This window comes from Chitinophaga sp. RAB17 (genome assembly GCF_052114225.1).
Lineage (GTDB): Bacteria > Bacteroidota > Bacteroidia > Chitinophagales > Chitinophagaceae > Chitinophaga.
This window is the reverse complement of record NZ_JBFREI010000004.1, coordinates 582,898-597,934: the sequence shown is the minus strand read 5'-3', so window position 1 is coordinate 597,934 and position 15,037 is coordinate 582,898. Positions and strand designations below refer to the sequence as shown.

Below are 15,037 nucleotides of genomic sequence, written 5' to 3'. Positions count from 1 at the left end.
ACTGCTAACAGCTAAAAGCTAACTGCTAACCGCTATCTATGCTTCGTTTTCTGCTTCGTAAAACAGGTTATGGTATACTGGTACTACTCGGTGTGGTGGTGCTGGTGTTTTTCCTGTTCAATGTATTGCCGGGCGATCCGGCCAGGCTTACCCTGGGACAGCGGGCAGACGTGGCCTCATTGGAAAACGTACGCAAAGAACTGCATCTCGACCAGCCGGTTGGGGTGCAGTTTATGTATTATCTGAATGACCTGTTGCCGGTAGGGGTGCATACACCCGAACAGGCAAAGGAGAATCTGCATTACATAACGGTAGCGCATATATCAAAAGAGAAAATACTGGTGCTGAAAACACCCTACCTCAGACGCTCATACCAGGGGAAGAAGCAGGTATGGGATATTTTAATGGAAGCTTTGCCCGGCACTTTGCTGCTGGCGGTAGCCGCGATGTTGTTTGCTACCATTACCGGCATCGCTATGGGCGTGCTCTCTGCCGTAAAACAAAATACCTGGATGGACACCGGTGCTGTATTTGCCAGCGTAGCGGGGATTTCCGCTCCATCCTTTTTCGCCGGTATCGTACTGGCTTATCTCTTTGGCTTTGTACTCAGTGATTATACCGGGCTGCATATGAGCGGCAGTCTGTTTGATGTAGATCCTTTCAAAGGCCGGGTATTAAACCTGCGGAACCTGGTGTTGCCAGCTATTACTTTAGGTATCCGCCCGCTGGCCATCATTGTGCAGCTCACCCGCAGTGCCATGCTGGATGTACTCCACCAGGACTATATCCGCACCGCCTACGCCAAAGGGCTCTCCAAGTCCAGGGTCATCTGGCGCCATGCGTTGCCTAATGCCCTCAATCCCGTTATCACCGCTATCACAGGTTGGTTTGCCGAACTATTGGCAGGCGCCTTCTTCGTAGAATACATTTTTGGCTGGAAAGGCATTGGTAAAGTCACCGTGGATGCCCTCGACAAATTCGACTTCCCCGTTGTAATGGGAGCTATCTTACTCACCGCAGGCATCTTCGTGCTCGTAAACCTGCTGGCGGATCTGCTCTATACGCTCATAGATCCGAGAATTAAACTGGATTAATGCAAGGGACATCTCCCGACACTAAAAATTTTTTTCAACTTTTTGTAACATCCGCTTTTTACAGTCGTCTTCTTTTCAAACGCACTATTCTGCATGTCATTAGAACGATTTCTTACACAGGTGGTCCCAGTCAGGCAAAAGCTTTACCGCTTTGCATTCCGCCTGTTAGGTAATGAGGAAGACGCGCAGGATATCACCCAGGATGCCCTTATGAAAGTATGGGGTATGCAGGAGAAGATGGTGGAGTTACAGAATATGGAAGCCTGGTGCATGCGTATTACCCGCAACCTGGCGCTGGACAAAATCAAGTCCAGGAAGTACCGCATGTCTGACGACCTGGACAGGGCAGGAGAGCTGCCCGCTGTACAACAGCAAAGTCCGCATGCTGCAACGGAACAGAACGATGTAATGCAAAAAGTGCATGTGGCGATCAATGCCCTGCCGGAAAAGTACCGTACCATCCTGCAACTGCGGGACATAGACGGGCATTCCTACCAGGAGATCGCCGACATACTGGATATAGACATGAATGATGTAAAAGTGAATTTGCACCGGGCCCGTAAAACGGTTCGGGAGAAACTACAAAATCTGCAGGTATATGGATTATAACAGGATCAGTGCATTGCTGGAAAAATATTGGGAAGGAGAAACTTCCCTGGAAGAAGAAGCAGGGTTGCGTGAATTTTTCAGTACTCCTCACCCTGATTTACCGGAAGCGTTGCAGGAGGCGGCTCCTATGTTCCAGTACTTTCATGTGGAGGCAACAAAAGTATGGGAAGCCCCCCCGGCAAAAGTAGTGAAGTTGTCGCCGTTCCGCCATTGGATGAAGTATGCAGCAGTATTGCTGGTAGCCGTTGGCATCGGCTATGCGCTTCAGCAACAGGGCCACCGGCAGCAGGAAGCGATCATTGCCTTGAAACAGCAGGAAATGAATGATCCGCAGCGCGCACTGGCCGAAACCAAGAAAGCATTACAGCTGCTGGCGAAAAACCTGAACAAAGGGACGTCCAAAATGCAGAAGCTCTCTTATTTCAATGAGGCTACGGCCATTGTAGAAGGAAAAGATTAATCAGCCATTCAAAAACCGATACTAAATATAGAAAGATGAAACGATACCTATTATTATTGATGGCGGTCTTTGCCAGTTTCCACCTCTCTGCACAGCAGGGGAGCGTCATAGACCGGTTTTTCCAGAAGTACGAAAGCGACCGGAGCTTTACGCTGGTCAGTATTACGCCCAAAATGTTCAGCATGTTCGCCAAAGTAGAAACGGGCGATGCAGATGCCAAAAACATGATGAAAGTAATACAGAAACTGAAAGGACTGCGGATCCTTGCCAAAGAAGATACCCGCGAAGGTCCACGCCTGTACAAGGAAGCAGCCGCTTTTCTCAGCAGCGATTTCGAAGAGCTGATGACACTGCGGGATAAAGACAGCGACCTGAAATTTATGGTCAGGGAAAACGCCAAAGGGGCTATCAGCGAACTGATTATGCTCGTAGGCAGCTCCAATGAGTTCATGGCCATGAGCCTGGTGGGCGATATTGACCTCAACGAAATTTCACTCATTGCAGGATCTGTCAACATCCAGGGAATGGATAAGCTGAAAAATATCAAGAAGAAATAATTCAAAAAAAAACTCCCATGAAATCATTCATTATTGCTGCCGGTTGTTTTTTATTGTCTGCTTCAGCAGTTAGTGCACAAGACAGATGTCTGCGTGAATTCCGTAACAAACACCGGGCAAATGCAGAAGTACATACCGTGTCTGTAGGCGGTTTCAGCATGAAGCTGGCGGGTTGGTGCCTGTCGTTTGCCGGAGATGATGCCGACGCTAAAAGCGTGAAACATGCCTTGAATAATGTACGTCGTGTAAAAGTATATACCATCTCTAACGTGAACGGTAGTACGGTAAGCAGAGACGAGATTGCAGATTTAAAAAGTAACCTGGAACGCAATGAGCATTTTGATATGCTGATGGAAGTAAGAGATAAGGGAAGCCTGGTGCATATACTCAACAAAGGGAAAGATGATGAGCTGGGTAATGTGGTGATGTTGATCCAGGATGCGTCAGATTTCGTGATTGTAAATCTGCAGACCACCATGAAAATCTCCGAAGTTAACAGCCTGATTCGTCAGTTTGCCTCCAACTGATCCCAGTTTACCTGATCATCACCTCTTTTACAATGTTCTCTCCGAGCATTTCATTCACCAACTTGATGATCTTGTCTTTAGAATAAGTCAATTCCTGTTTTAGTGGCGCCACTGTTGTAGTTACGATCAATTTATTATCGATCAGCTGGATACTCTGTGTGTAGCGGGCAATGGTTTTACCCATAAGCTTCTCCCAGTTATCCTGGATACGCACCTCCATGAGACGGGGTTTCATCCTGCTTTTGTTCATAAATTCCCGAAGGGCATCTCCGATACTGGTAGTTCCGTGGCGCATGGTGCGAAGGTACTAAAATTTAGATCTTTATCAGCTGTATTTCAGCGGTAGTTCCCGCAAAGGCTTGTTGCAGGCGGTCTGCGTGCGTATCTGTAATAAACACCTGACCATAACTATCGCTGGCCACCAATGTAATTAAACGGGTAACGCGCTCCTGGTCAAGCTTTTCAAATACATCATCGAGCAGCAGGAGCGGAGGGAACTTTTTATTTTGACGGATCACTTCAAACTGTGCCAGTTTGAGCGCGAATAAAAAGCTTTTACGTTGTCCCTGGGAGGCGCTGGTTTTCATGAGATGATCATTCAGCAGAAAGAGCAGGTCATCTCGGTGAATGCCGGTGGTGGTGCGTTGCAGCTGCATATCACGGTAACGGGCGGTATTCAGCTGTGCAGCATAGTCTTCCTCCTGCAGGGTACACTGGTACTGTATATTTACCACTTCATGGGTGCCGGAAATATAATCATACAGTTCCTGGACTTTCGGGATGAAGGTCTGGAGGAAAGTTTTCCTGGTTTCGTATACGGGTACGCCGTGCATCACCAGTTGCAGATCGAATACATCGAGCAGGCTATCCTGGTTTTGTCCGGTGGCGGCCATATTTTTCAGGAGGGTATTCCGTTGTAAGAGTATTTTCTGATAGATGATGAGGTGGTCGAGGTACTCCGGGTAGAGTTGTGACAAGAGGCTATCGAGCCATTTACGTCTTTCCTCGCTGCCGCCCAGGATGATTTCGGCATCATCGGGGGCAATCATCACGGCTGGAAACTGGCCGATATGCCGGGAGAAGCGGTCGTACCTGTCGTCGTTCAGGCTGATCTCTTTCCTGCCGTCTTTGACCGTGCAAATGATCTTTTCCGGCTGTGTATTCTTTTCAAGGTATCCTTCCAGGCGGAATCCGTTGGTTTGGTACTGGGTATTCTGGCTTTCGCTGCTGGTAAAATAGCTGCGGGTGAAACACAAATAGTAGATGGCGTCGAGCAGGTTCGTCTTGCCGGCGCCGTTTCTGCCGGTGATCCCCACGATCCGGTGCTGGAAGGAAAAGGTCTCCTGCGTGTAATTTTTGAACTGAACGAGTGATATTTTATTAATATAAAGCAAAGAAAAAAGTTATTCGTAATTAATAATATGCGAAAATTCTCAATTGTATAAATGATAAAAAACCGCACTAATGGGAAGTTCCCTGAGATTCCCGTGCAAATAAATGCAAAACTGTTTGAAATTGATGAATTTGCATAATTTAATGGGAATTAGAATTGATATTTATATTTTAGGATTTTCCTGTTATATTTGCGAACAAATTTAGAAAGAGTGCAAACTAAAACAGACGTGAAGACGAAATTCACCAAAGAGACATATCTGTACTGGTATGAATTGATGCTTTTGCTGCGCCGCTTTGAAGAAAAGACAGGCCAATTGTACGGGATGCAGAAGATCCGTGGCTTTTGTCATTTGTACATAGGACAGGAAGCAATTGCTGCTGGTGCGATGACAGCTACCAAGCCGGAGGATAAATTCATCACTGCCTATCGTGATCATGCGCTGGCAATTGCGAAAGGAATTTCCGCTAAAGCTTGTATGGCAGAACTGTATGGTAAAGCAACCGGTTGTTCGAAAGGAAAGGGAGGCAGTATGCACTTTTTCTCCAAGGAACATGGGTTCTTCGGTGGCCATGGTATTGTTGGAGCTCAGATAGGTACAGGTGCCGGACTGGCGCTTGCAGAGCAATACAAAGGAACAGACAACGTAGTGTTGTGTTTCTTTGGTGATGGCGCTGCCCGTCAGGGTATTCTGCATGAAACCTTTAACATGGCGATGACCTGGAAACTCCCGGTAATTTTCATTTGTGAAAATAACATGTACGCCATGGGTACTTCTGTAGAACGTACCTCCAACGTATTGGATATCTATAAGTTGGCTGACGCTTACGAAATGCCTGCCGATTCTATCGATGGTATGAGTTGCGAAGCGGTGCATGATGGTATCGAAAGAGCCGTAAAACGCAGCCGTGAAAAAGGCGGTCCAACCTTGCTGGAAATCAAGACTTACCGTTACCGTGGTCACTCCATGAGCGATCCGGCTAAATATCGTACTAAAGAAGAACTGGAAGAGTACAAGGAGAAAGATCCAATCAACGAAGTACTGAAAGTAATTCAGAAAAATAAATGGGCTACTGAAGCCGAAATCGAAGCCATCAACGAACGCGTGAAAGTGGAAGTTGAAGAGTGCGTAACTTTCGCCGAAGAATCTCCATGGCCTGATGATGATGAATTGTTGAAAGACGTTTACGTTCAGGAAGATTATCCTTTCATCGTTGATTAAGCAGTTGGCCATTAGCTTTTAGCTTTTAGGAAATGCAGCAAAGATTAATATATAATGGTCTTCGCTGCATTTCCTAAAAGCTAAAAGCTAACTGCTAATAGCTTTTTCGTTACCTATTAAATAACCAAGCAATCACAATTACACCTTACAATGGCAGAAACTAAAGATAAAGCCACCGTGCCTCAACCTACAAAAAATGATTTTGACCTGGAGAAATCCATGCACAAGGCAGAAGACTTCTTCTATAAAAACAAAAATGTTATTTCTATTGCAGTAATTGCAGTAGTAGTAGTGGTAGGCGGTTTCTTCGCCTATAACCGTTTTGTTAAACAGCCGAATGAAAACAAAGCACAGGAAATGGTTTTCCATGCACAAAACTACTTCGCAGTAGATTCATTCAAACTGGCACTGAATGGTGATGGTAATAATTATGGTTTTTTACAGGTAGCTGAAAAATACGGTAGCACACAAGCCGGTAACCTGGCTAAATACAGTGCGGGTGTTTGCTATATCCGCCTGGGCGATTTCCAGAAAGGTATCGACATGCTGAAATCTTTTAGCTCCAGCGATCTGCTGCTTCAGCCTACTGCTTACGGTTTGATCGGTGACGCTTACATGGAACTGAACAAAACAGATGACGGTATTGAATCCTACAAAAAAGCTGGTCATTACAATGATAACGAACTGACGGCTCCTGTTTACCTGTTCCGTGCCGGTCTGGCCCTGGAAAAAGCTGGTAAATCCCAGGATGCAATCACCATCTATAAAGAAATTAAGGAGAAGTTTCCTCAGACCAACGAAGGTCGTGAAATGGACAAGTACCTGGCTAGACTGGGTGATGTAAAGAATTAAATCAATTACGAATTATGAATGACGAATGACGGATTTGTGGGTAGATATCCTCGGAGATCATCTGCTACTATCTACCCACCAATCCGTCATTCGTCATTCATAATCCGTAATTCTAAACTGATTGTATGTCCGAGCATAATAAGAGCTTACTAAATGACGCTGGCATTCTCAACCTGGAGGATGCCAGTGTTGTTATGGTGTATACCGAATGGAATGACGCCATTGTGAATGAACTGGTAGCAGGTTGCGACAAAGCCCTGAACCAGTACCGAATCACCAAAACAGATAAAGTACTCGTACCTGGTGCTTTCGAATTACCTTACGCCTGTAAACAATACTGGGAAGCTACCAAAGGCACCGGCAAACAGCCTGGCGCTATTATTGCTTTCGGTTGCGTGATCCGTGGCGAAACACCTCATTTTGACTATGTGTGTAAAGCTGTAACAGAAGGTATTCTTCAATTGAACCTTCAGTTACCTGTTCCTGTTATATTTGGAATATTGACGGTAGATAACGAACAACAGGCGTTGGACAGGCTCGGAGGAGCGCACGGCCACAAAGGAGAAGAGGCTGCCATCACTGCATTGAAGATGATTGCATTGCAAAGAAAGTTAGCTAAGAGCTAGCAGCTAAACGAAAAAGGATAGCTAACAGCCAGTAGCTAACAGCTAAACAACAAAGGTTAGCTGCAGACTAACGGCTAACAGCTAAAAGCTATATAGATGAATGTACAGTTATTTATACCGTGTTTTGTAGACCAGTTGTTTCCTGAAACCGCTTTTAATATGGTGAAAGTGCTGGAGAAGCTGGGATGTAATGTGATGTATAACACGGAACAAACCTGTTGCGGCCAACCCGCCTACAATGCGGGGTATCAGGATGAATGTCGTACAATCGCTACCAAGTTTGTAAAGGATTTTAAAACCTTCGACTACATTGTTGCTCCAAGCGGTTCCTGCACCGGTTTTGTACGTAATTACTACGGCAAATTATTCGATAATTCTGCCGCACATAACGATGTGAAACTACTTAAAAAGAACCTCTACGAGTTTACAGAATTCCTCACAGATGTATTGCATGTAACTGACCTGGGCGCCACGCTCAACGGGGTAGGTACCTATCACGATGCCTGTGGTGCACTGCGGGAATGCGGCATCAAAGAAGGGCCACGCAAATTGCTGGAAAAAGTAAGAGGACTGGAACTGAAAGAGATGAACGACAGCGAAGTGTGTTGCGGATTTGGCGGTACTTTCGCCGTGAAGTTTGAGCCGATTTCTATGGGTATGGGTGAACAGAAAGTCAACAACGCCCTGACCAGTGGTGCAGATTACCTGATTTCTACTGACCTGTCCTGCCTGATGCACCTGGATGGTTATATCCGTAAGCATGGCTCCAATATCAAAGTAATGCACATTGCTGATGTACTGGCCAGCGGCTGGTAAATCGCCATATTAAAATCCGAAAATTTTATACAATATGAACTATTGGCTGGTGAAGTCTGAACCGTTTAAATACTCCTGGGATCAGTTTGTAAAAGATAAAGTTACTTTCTGGGATGGGGTACGTAACTACCAGGCGCGCAACAATCTTAGAGGCATGAAAAAGGGCGACCAGGTGCTGTTCTATCATAGTAATGAAGGAATGGAAATCGTTGGTCTGGCTACCGTGTCTAAAGAGTTTTACCAGGATCCTACCACACCTGATCCTAATTGGGTAGTAGTGGAACTGAAGCCGCTGAAACCCTTCAAAAAATTCGTTACGCTTGCACAAATGAAAGCAGAAAAGAGACTGGCTGATCTGTCGCTGATCCGCCAGGGACGCTTGTCTGTATGCGATGTGAAGCCGGAGGAGTTTGAAGCCATTATGGAGATGGGGGGTATGAAAAAGTAAATATTTTACAGAGATTATAAACGCGAAGGTTATCTTTCTTACCGGAAGATAACCTTCGGTGTTTTAAGAAAAGAGAGAAGGTTTTTTTTATCGGTTATGGAATTTGCAGCGGGTGAACATCATACAGGAAATTACACCGTATGAAACATTCCATTTTCCTGATACTCAGCACCGCTATATTGCTATTATCTGCCTGTAGCAGCAATAACTCTTCGCTTGCCAAACAATTAGTAGCGCCGGCTCCTGGTGCTACGTTGCCAGAAGAACGGATAGCAGCGATTGGGGTTACATCGGGATCAGCGGAGAAAGATGAGATGTCCCCTGCCGCCCTTGATGATCGGGATAACAGCGACCCGTTACCCATCTCCCAGAAAATTATAAAAAACGGGATTCTCCGCTTTTCTACTTCCGATTTTGACGCATGCCGCAATCGTGTAGCCGATACCGTTAAGAAATATGGTGGTTATATCGCTAATGAAAGCCAGACAAATACCAGCATGGAATGGCGTAATGAGCTGGAAATAAAAGTACCTTCCGCCACATTTGATAAATGTATGGAAGCTTTGGCTGGTGGCGCCACACGGGTAGACGAAAAAAGCATGACTTCTACAGATGTGACAGCAGAATATGTAGACCTGGATGCGCGTATGAAGGCACGTATGGCGGTAGAGCAACGCTACCTGCAGATATTACAGCAGGCAAAAAAAGTAGAGGAAATACTGGCAGTGGAAGCGCAGTTGAAAAGTATACGGGAAGAAATTGAATCTGCCAAGGGCCGTCTCCAATACATGGATCATCATGTGGCGTATAGCGGAATTCATCTTACCTATTATCAGACCTTTGCCAATACAGAGCCGCAGGCGCCGGGATTTTTCAAACGTTCCTGGTTATCATTTGCAGAGGGCTGGAACAGCTTTTTATCTTTCTCACTGGGCTTATTAAGTGCATGGCCTTTGTTACTTGGTATTGTTTTTATCTTTATTTTTATAAGACGAGGAATAAGGAAATGGAAATTAAAAAGGGCCATTGCCCCAACCCCAACTAACGTAAATCTATAAACAAATCAACATGAAACCAAGATTGGTGGTGCTGACCGGAGCCGGCATCAGCGCAGAAAGCGGGCTCCGAACCTTCCGCGACTCAGACGGATTATGGGAAGGCTATAATGTATACGAAGTAGCTTCGCCAAAAGGCTGGCAACAAAATCCTGCCCTGGTACAGGATTTCTATAATGGCCGCCGCAAAGATGTACAGGCGGCACAGCCCAATGCAGCTCACACAGGGCTTGCAAAGCTTGAAGAAAAATTCGATGTGCGGATTATTACCCAGAATATTGACGACCTGCACGAACGTGGCGGATCTACCAATGTGCTGCATTTGCACGGGGAAATATTCAAGATGCGTAGTGTCAATAATGATCACGTGATCTACGATATCCGGGACGATATTAAAATGGGAGACCTGGCAGAAGACGGCGGACAGCTGCGCCCGCACATCGTATGGTTTGGAGAAGCGGTGACGATGATTGAGAAGGCCGTAATGGAAGTACAGGCGGCAGATATTTTTGTAGTCATTGGAACCTCTCTGCAGGTATATCCGGCGGCTAATCTGCTGCAATATGTAAAGTTCAGAACACCTACGTATATCATTGACCGTAAGATCCCATCATTTGAATCCATGCCGAATCAGTTTACGATTGAGAAGCCCGCTACAGAAGGGGTGGCAGAACTGATACAATTACTCTAAGGCATAAAGCATAAAGGTGAAAGCAAAAAGCCATTGAAGCGATTGATTTAAGCGGAGATAATATCCGCACAGATCAGCGCTTCAATGGCTTTTTGCTTTCAGCCTTATGCTTTTATCGAATAAAAAAACCTCCCCGCTCTGGGGAGGTATCACAAGTCCTTGGTGCCCGATAGAGTCCATCATAGGAAAACAATAATGTTAGCTTTATTCAAAGCTTTCCTCAAATCTGATATCGTACTCTTCTAATTCTTTTAAAACGGGGTTGTAAATTTCCGGCATGACCGGTATCTGTAAACCTGTTAGTGTTACTTTATTCTGTAGTATGAGTTTTGCCATGATACCGAGTGGGAGGCCCACTGTTTTGGCCATCGCTGTGTGTATATTGTCTTCGCCCTGGGCGATCATGTAACTGTGCATCCTGGTGGCCATGTTACGGCGCTCGAATTCAATTTCATGCATCATTACAATCATGTCCTTGTCTGCCGGTTCCATTTTCAGTTTGTTTTCCACGAGGAACTGGAGGATGTCCGCATTGGTTTGCTCACCTAAATTTATGACATCTGTGCTTAATAATCCCAGAAATTTTAGCTGGCGGATGACTTTGGACTTGGTACTGACGCCGAGATGCTGGGCGATATTTTCTTCCGGGGTACCTGTTTGCTCTGTCACCTGGGCGGTAGCCCAGCTGGAATAGGTTAATTGCCCGGTGGCAATTTTAATGGTGTCTTCCGTCAAACCCAGCTTTATCAGGGCATTCCAGCCTTCACAGAAGTCGGGGTAGCGGAGGGTGGCGCGCATAAATGTGGCCAGTTCTTCCAGCTTGTAGGCCTCCATATAGCCGAGGGAGTCGCGGTTAGGGTAGAAGGCCAGTTTACCCAAACCTGGCACCTGTATGGTTTTGCTGTGGTCAAACAGTTGTTCATGATTTAGTTCTTTTACCTTTCCCTTTTCTTTGTAAGTAGCCCCGGAACTGCCTGCCAGCACGATGTTCCGGGCATTCCATGACACTTTATACTGCCATGGGTTATCGTTACTGTCCGGCGAAATGAGGCCGCCACAGTACGATTTAAAGGAAAATATCTGGCCACCTTTTTTCTCAATGGAATGAATGAGTTTCATGGCGGACATATGGTCTATGCCTGGATCCAGGCCCATTTCGTACATAAAAAGCAAACCGGCTTTTTCTATCTCCTCCTGTAGTTTACGTACTTCGGGATCAATGTAGGAAGCGGTGAGCAGGTTTTTCTTCGCTTCCAGGCAATCTTTTGCTACCAGGATATGTAGTTGGGCCGGTAATAAGGAAATGACCAGGTCCGTTTCCCGGATGAGTTGCAGTCTGGCGTTATGGTCTTTAATATCAAGCGCCGCAGGCGTTGCATAATATGATTTTCCTGTTTTGGACTTGATAAGCGACAGGTCGTGATCAGCTACAGTTAAATGCCATTTTTGTCTCGGCGCATTTGTTAACAGATAGTCGATCAGACTGGTGGCCGATTTTCCGGCGCCAAACAACAGTATGTTCTTCATAGTCTTCTTTAGAAAGTGATTAAGAATCAGGGGAATAACAGCTCTTTTGATACTAATGTTCGAATTTGAGGGCAAATTCGGATTTATTCTTCTTATATATATGTTTTCCGTTGATTCGATCTATTGATTATCAGGTGGTTAGAAACAAATACTTTGCCAATATTTATATTCTAATATATTAAACCAGCTTAACATATTGCAGATAAATTAAAAACAGGGCTATTTACCTATAACGTAAAGCACCTATAAATGGTTGTCATTCATTGTTTAAATCAATCATATATCGATATTGCAATATAATCGTTTATCCCTATAGCCCTTTTTATTCACATTTTCTGATATTTAGCTCGTAATAAGGGCTGAAATGGCTATATTTGCCTTTATCTGTTTTGAGCAGAAAAAACTGTAAATCAACACACAAAATGACAGAGCATACGGAAAATCATCAGGAAGGGAGAATTGTCCAGATAAATATCGAGGAGCAAATGAAAACGGCCTACATAGATTACTCTATGTCCGTGATCGTAGGCCGCGCCTTACCCGATGTGAGAGATGGTTTGAAGCCTGTGCACCGCCGCGTTTTATTCGGAATGAATGAACTGGGGAACCACAGTAACAAAGCCTACAAGAAATCAGCGCGTATTGTGGGTGAGGTAATGGGTAAATATCACCCACATGGTGATGCTTCCATTTATGACACCATTGTACGTCTGGCGCAGCCCTGGAGCATGCGTTATCCAATGGTGGATGGTCAGGGTAACTTCGGTTCGGTAGATGGAGACATGCCGGCAGCGATGCGTTACACGGAAATCCGTCTGCAGAAGATCGCAGAGGCCATGCTGGAAGACATTGAAAAAGAAACGGTAGACTTTACCAACAACTTCGATGATACCCTCGAAGAACCTACTGTACTGCCAACCCGTATTCCCAACCTGCTCGTAAACGGTGCCTCTGGTATCGCCGTAGGTATGGCCACCAACATTATGCCCCATAACCTCAACGAGGTAGTGGATGGTGCCATCGCCTATATCGAAAACAAAGAGATCACCATTGAAGAACTGATTAAACACGTAAAAGCACCAGACTTCCCAACAGGTGGTGTTATTTATGGTTTTGAAGGCGTTAAGCAGGGGTTTGAAACCGGAAGGGGTAGAGTAGTGGTGAGAGGTAAAATAACCTCAGAAACGGCTAAAAACGGCCGCGAAAAACTGATTATTTATGAATTGCCTTACCAGATCAACAAGGCCGTTCTGCATCAGAAAATTGCGCAGCTGGTAAATGATAAAATTATTGAAGGTATTTCCGATGTACGTGACGAAAGTGACCGTGAAGGAATGCGCCTGGTAATTGATCTGAAAAGAGAAGCTATCTCTAATGTGATCATCAACCAGTTATTTAAATATTCCGAGCTACAGACATCTTACGGTATCAACAACGTGGCGCTGGTAAAAGGCCGTCCACGTATCCTGAACCTGAAAGATATGATCGCTGAGTTCATCGACTTCCGTCATGAAGTAGTAATCAGAAGAACCCGCTTTGACCTGCGTAAAGCAGAAGAAAAAGCGCATATCCTCGCTGGTTACCTCATTGCACTGGATCACCTGGATCAGGTAATTGCCCTGATCCGTGCGGCTGCTACACCGGAAATCGCGAAAGATGGCCTGATGAGCGAATTCGGCTTGTCTGAATTACAGTCCAAAGCTATACTGGAACTGCGTTTACAACGTCTGACCGGTATGGAACGCGACAAGATCCGTGCTGAATACGATGATATCATGAAGCTGATCACTTATCTGAAAGAAGTACTGGATGATGAAGGATTACGTATGAAAATCATCCGCGAAGAACTGGAAGAAGTGAAAAAGAAATTCGGTGACGAACGTAAAACAGAGATTCAGTACCTCGCCAGCGAAATGAGAATTGAAGATATCATCGCAGAGGAAGACGTGGTAATCACCATTTCTCACCTGGGTTATATCAAACGTACCTCTGCCTACGATTACCGTCAGCAGAAACGCGGCGGACGTGGCGCCATCGGCGGTAAAACACGTGATGAGGATTACATCGAACACCTGTTCGTGGCCTCTACGCACCATACCATGCTGTTCTTCACGGAAAAAGGTCGCTGCTACTGGCTGAAGGTCTACGAAATTCCGGACGGAGAAAAGAGTGGTAAAGGACGTGCCATCCAGAATATGATTCAATTACCAGGCGATGATAAAATCCGCGCCATCATTGATATCAAAGACCTGGGAGACAAAGATTTTATCAATAACCATTATATTGTACTTTGTACCAAGAAGGGTATCATCAAGAAGACCATGGTGGAAGAATTCTCCCGCCCACGTCAGAACGGTGTAAATGCCATTACCATCAATGAAGGCGATGAACTGCTGGAAGCTAAACTGACTACCGGTGACAGCCAGATCATGATGGCCATTCAGAGTGGACGCGCTATCAGATTCCCTGAAGCAACCGTACGTGACACAGGTCGTGGCGCTATCGGTGTAAGAGGAATTGAGGTAGACAGCGAGAACGATGAGGTGGTTGGTATGGTTTGTGTTAATAAAGACGACGATCAGAAAACAATCCTGGTGGTTTCCGAGAAAGGTTTCGGTAAACGTACCAATATTGAAGAGTATCGTATTACCAACCGTGGTGGTAAAGGGGTGAAAACCATTAACATCACTGAAAAAACCGGTAATCTGATCGCCATACTCGATGTAACTGAGAAACACGATCTGATGATTACCTGTAAATCAGGTATCACCATTCGCATGGCCGTTGCAGATATCCGCGAAGCAGGTCGCGCCACACAAGGTGTTAGACTGATCCGCCTGGATGACAGCGATGAAATTGCTGCCGTAGCACGTCTGGACGAACAGGAAGTAGAAGCCATCCATGATGAAGAAGGTGTAGAAGGTAGTGAAACACCAGCTGTAGCCACTGACGAGACGCCAACTGCTGAAAGCAATGATGCTCCTCCGGAAGAAACCGCCGGCGAAGCTGAAACAACAAACGAATAACTTAGTTAAAAAACAGGCAACAGCTCCTTTAGGAAGAACTGTTGCCTGTTCCTGATAAAAAATACAGCCAGCTCTTAGTGGTAACGGGATTGCTGGTTGTATTATTATTTATTGGAGCACCATACTCTTATTGT

At 45.4% G+C, this 15,037-nt stretch carries 16 protein-coding genes; 13 read left to right on the top strand and 3 right to left on the bottom strand.

All coding sequences use genetic code 11. The annotated features are described in order from the left end of the window. Nucleotides 1–38 precede the first annotated feature (38 nt). The 5 genes from AB4Z08_RS17790 to AB4Z08_RS17770 all read left to right on the top strand — a co-directional run bounded on the left by AB4Z08_RS17790 (nucleotide 39) and on the right by AB4Z08_RS17770 (nucleotide 3,247). Nucleotides 39–1,094 carry an ABC transporter permease gene (locus tag AB4Z08_RS17790; protein WP_441575112.1) on the top strand — a complete coding sequence of 352 codons (1,056 nt, stop codon included), beginning with the start codon at nucleotides 39–41 and terminating at the stop codon, nucleotides 1,092–1,094. A gap of 93 nt (nucleotides 1,095–1,187) precedes the next feature. Further along, complete coding sequence (locus AB4Z08_RS17785) at nucleotides 1,188–1,703, top strand: RNA polymerase sigma factor (protein ID WP_441575111.1); 516 nt, start codon at nucleotides 1,188–1,190, stop codon at nucleotides 1,701–1,703. Next, entirely contained in the window at nucleotides 1,693–2,163 is a 471-nt protein-coding gene (locus tag AB4Z08_RS17780; protein WP_441575110.1) for a hypothetical protein, read from the top strand. Before AB4Z08_RS17785 ends, AB4Z08_RS17780 begins: the two co-directional genes overlap by 11 nt. Before the next feature lie 35 nt (nucleotides 2,164–2,198). Beyond that, on the top strand, nucleotides 2,199–2,720 hold the full coding sequence (locus AB4Z08_RS17775) for a DUF4252 domain-containing protein (RefSeq protein ID WP_441575109.1): 522 nt from the start codon (nucleotides 2,199–2,201) through the stop codon (nucleotides 2,718–2,720). 17 nt (nucleotides 2,721–2,737) lie between these two features. Beyond that, nucleotides 2,738–3,247: a DUF4252 domain-containing protein gene (locus AB4Z08_RS17770; protein WP_441575108.1), complete on the top strand. Its 510-nt coding sequence runs from the start codon at nucleotides 2,738–2,740 to the stop codon at nucleotides 3,245–3,247. A gap of 7 nt (nucleotides 3,248–3,254) precedes the next feature. On the opposite strand, the gene AB4Z08_RS17765 is transcribed toward AB4Z08_RS17770, so the two are convergent. Continuing rightward, the gene (locus AB4Z08_RS17765; protein ID WP_441575107.1) at nucleotides 3,255–3,542 is read right to left on the bottom strand and encodes a DUF721 domain-containing protein; all 288 of its coding nucleotides are present in this window, start codon (nucleotides 3,540–3,542) and stop codon (nucleotides 3,255–3,257) included. Nucleotides 3,543–3,561: 19 nt separating this feature from the next. After that, nucleotides 3,562–4,641, bottom strand: a complete 1,080-nt coding sequence (recF, locus tag AB4Z08_RS17760) for a DNA replication/repair protein RecF (protein WP_441575106.1) — start codon at nucleotides 4,639–4,641, stop codon at nucleotides 3,562–3,564. A 228-nt stretch (nucleotides 4,642–4,869) separates the two neighbouring features. On the opposite strand from recF, the gene pdhA reads away from it, so the two are divergent. The 7 genes from pdhA to AB4Z08_RS17725 all read left to right on the top strand — a co-directional run bounded on the left by pdhA (nucleotide 4,870) and on the right by AB4Z08_RS17725 (nucleotide 10,350). After that, the gene (gene pdhA / locus AB4Z08_RS17755) at nucleotides 4,870–5,862 is read left to right on the top strand and encodes a pyruvate dehydrogenase (acetyl-transferring) E1 component subunit alpha (protein ID WP_441575105.1); all 993 of its coding nucleotides are present in this window, start codon (nucleotides 4,870–4,872) and stop codon (nucleotides 5,860–5,862) included. Nucleotides 5,863–6,012: 150 nt separating this feature from the next. Beyond that, on the top strand, nucleotides 6,013–6,714 hold the full coding sequence (locus tag AB4Z08_RS17750) for a tetratricopeptide repeat protein (protein ID WP_441575104.1): 702 nt from the start codon (nucleotides 6,013–6,015) through the stop codon (nucleotides 6,712–6,714). A 125-nt stretch (nucleotides 6,715–6,839) separates the two neighbouring features. Then, nucleotides 6,840–7,340 (top strand): 6,7-dimethyl-8-ribityllumazine synthase, encoded by a 501-nt coding sequence (ribH, locus tag AB4Z08_RS17745; protein ID WP_441575103.1) that lies wholly within the window; start codon nucleotides 6,840–6,842, stop codon nucleotides 7,338–7,340. A gap of 96 nt (nucleotides 7,341–7,436) precedes the next feature. Beyond that, nucleotides 7,437–8,156 carry a (Fe-S)-binding protein gene (locus tag AB4Z08_RS17740; RefSeq protein WP_441575102.1) on the top strand — a complete coding sequence of 240 codons (720 nt, stop codon included), beginning with the start codon at nucleotides 7,437–7,439 and terminating at the stop codon, nucleotides 8,154–8,156. 34 nt (nucleotides 8,157–8,190) lie between these two features. Further along, nucleotides 8,191–8,604, top strand: a complete 414-nt coding sequence (locus AB4Z08_RS17735) for an EVE domain-containing protein (RefSeq protein WP_441575101.1) — start codon at nucleotides 8,191–8,193, stop codon at nucleotides 8,602–8,604. A gap of 140 nt (nucleotides 8,605–8,744) precedes the next feature. After that, on the top strand, nucleotides 8,745–9,662 hold the full coding sequence (locus AB4Z08_RS17730; protein WP_441575100.1) for a DUF4349 domain-containing protein: 918 nt from the start codon (nucleotides 8,745–8,747) through the stop codon (nucleotides 9,660–9,662). Between the two features lie 10 nt (nucleotides 9,663–9,672). Further along, nucleotides 9,673–10,350 carry an SIR2 family NAD-dependent protein deacylase gene (locus tag AB4Z08_RS17725; protein ID WP_441575099.1) on the top strand — a complete coding sequence of 226 codons (678 nt, stop codon included), beginning with the start codon at nucleotides 9,673–9,675 and terminating at the stop codon, nucleotides 10,348–10,350. A 204-nt stretch (nucleotides 10,351–10,554) separates the two neighbouring features. Here the strand turns inward: AB4Z08_RS17725 and AB4Z08_RS17720 are convergent, their stop codons facing one another. Continuing rightward, the gene (locus AB4Z08_RS17720; protein ID WP_441575098.1) at nucleotides 10,555–11,877 is read right to left on the bottom strand and encodes a saccharopine dehydrogenase C-terminal domain-containing protein; all 1,323 of its coding nucleotides are present in this window, start codon (nucleotides 11,875–11,877) and stop codon (nucleotides 10,555–10,557) included. A 422-nt stretch (nucleotides 11,878–12,299) separates the two neighbouring features. Between AB4Z08_RS17720 and gyrA the strand changes: the two genes are divergently transcribed. Then, entirely contained in the window at nucleotides 12,300–14,903 is a 2,604-nt protein-coding gene (gene gyrA, locus AB4Z08_RS17715; RefSeq protein WP_441575097.1) for a DNA gyrase subunit A, read from the top strand. Nucleotides 14,904–15,037: the final 134 nt, after the last annotated feature.

What these genes read in the sequence shown, in the direction of transcription:
- AB4Z08_RS17790 (WP_441575112.1), top strand. Translation starts at nt 39, where the DNA reads ATGCTTCGTTTTCTGCTTCGTAAAACAGGTTATGGTATACTGGTACTA.
- AB4Z08_RS17785 (WP_441575111.1), top strand. Translation starts at nt 1,188, where the DNA reads ATGTCATTAGAACGATTTCTTACACAGGTGGTCCCAGTCAGGCAAAAG.
- AB4Z08_RS17780 (WP_441575110.1), top strand. Translation starts at nt 1,693, where the DNA reads ATGGATTATAACAGGATCAGTGCATTGCTGGAAAAATATTGGGAAGGA.
- AB4Z08_RS17775 (WP_441575109.1), top strand. Translation starts at nt 2,199, where the DNA reads ATGAAACGATACCTATTATTATTGATGGCGGTCTTTGCCAGTTTCCAC.
- AB4Z08_RS17770 (WP_441575108.1), top strand. Translation starts at nt 2,738, where the DNA reads ATGAAATCATTCATTATTGCTGCCGGTTGTTTTTTATTGTCTGCTTCA.
- AB4Z08_RS17765 (WP_441575107.1), bottom strand. Translation starts at nt 3,542, where the DNA reads ATGCGCCACGGAACTACCAGTATCGGAGATGCCCTTCGGGAATTTATG.
- AB4Z08_RS17750 (WP_441575104.1), top strand. Translation starts at nt 6,013, where the DNA reads ATGGCAGAAACTAAAGATAAAGCCACCGTGCCTCAACCTACAAAAAAT.
- ribH (WP_441575103.1), top strand. Translation starts at nt 6,840, where the DNA reads ATGTCCGAGCATAATAAGAGCTTACTAAATGACGCTGGCATTCTCAAC.
- AB4Z08_RS17740 (WP_441575102.1), top strand. Translation starts at nt 7,437, where the DNA reads ATGAATGTACAGTTATTTATACCGTGTTTTGTAGACCAGTTGTTTCCT.
- AB4Z08_RS17735 (WP_441575101.1), top strand. Translation starts at nt 8,191, where the DNA reads ATGAACTATTGGCTGGTGAAGTCTGAACCGTTTAAATACTCCTGGGAT.
- AB4Z08_RS17730 (WP_441575100.1), top strand. Translation starts at nt 8,745, where the DNA reads ATGAAACATTCCATTTTCCTGATACTCAGCACCGCTATATTGCTATTA.
- AB4Z08_RS17725 (WP_441575099.1), top strand. Translation starts at nt 9,673, where the DNA reads ATGAAACCAAGATTGGTGGTGCTGACCGGAGCCGGCATCAGCGCAGAA.
- AB4Z08_RS17720 (WP_441575098.1), bottom strand. Translation starts at nt 11,877, where the DNA reads ATGAAGAACATACTGTTGTTTGGCGCCGGAAAATCGGCCACCAGTCTG.
- gyrA (WP_441575097.1), top strand. Translation starts at nt 12,300, where the DNA reads ATGACAGAGCATACGGAAAATCATCAGGAAGGGAGAATTGTCCAGATA.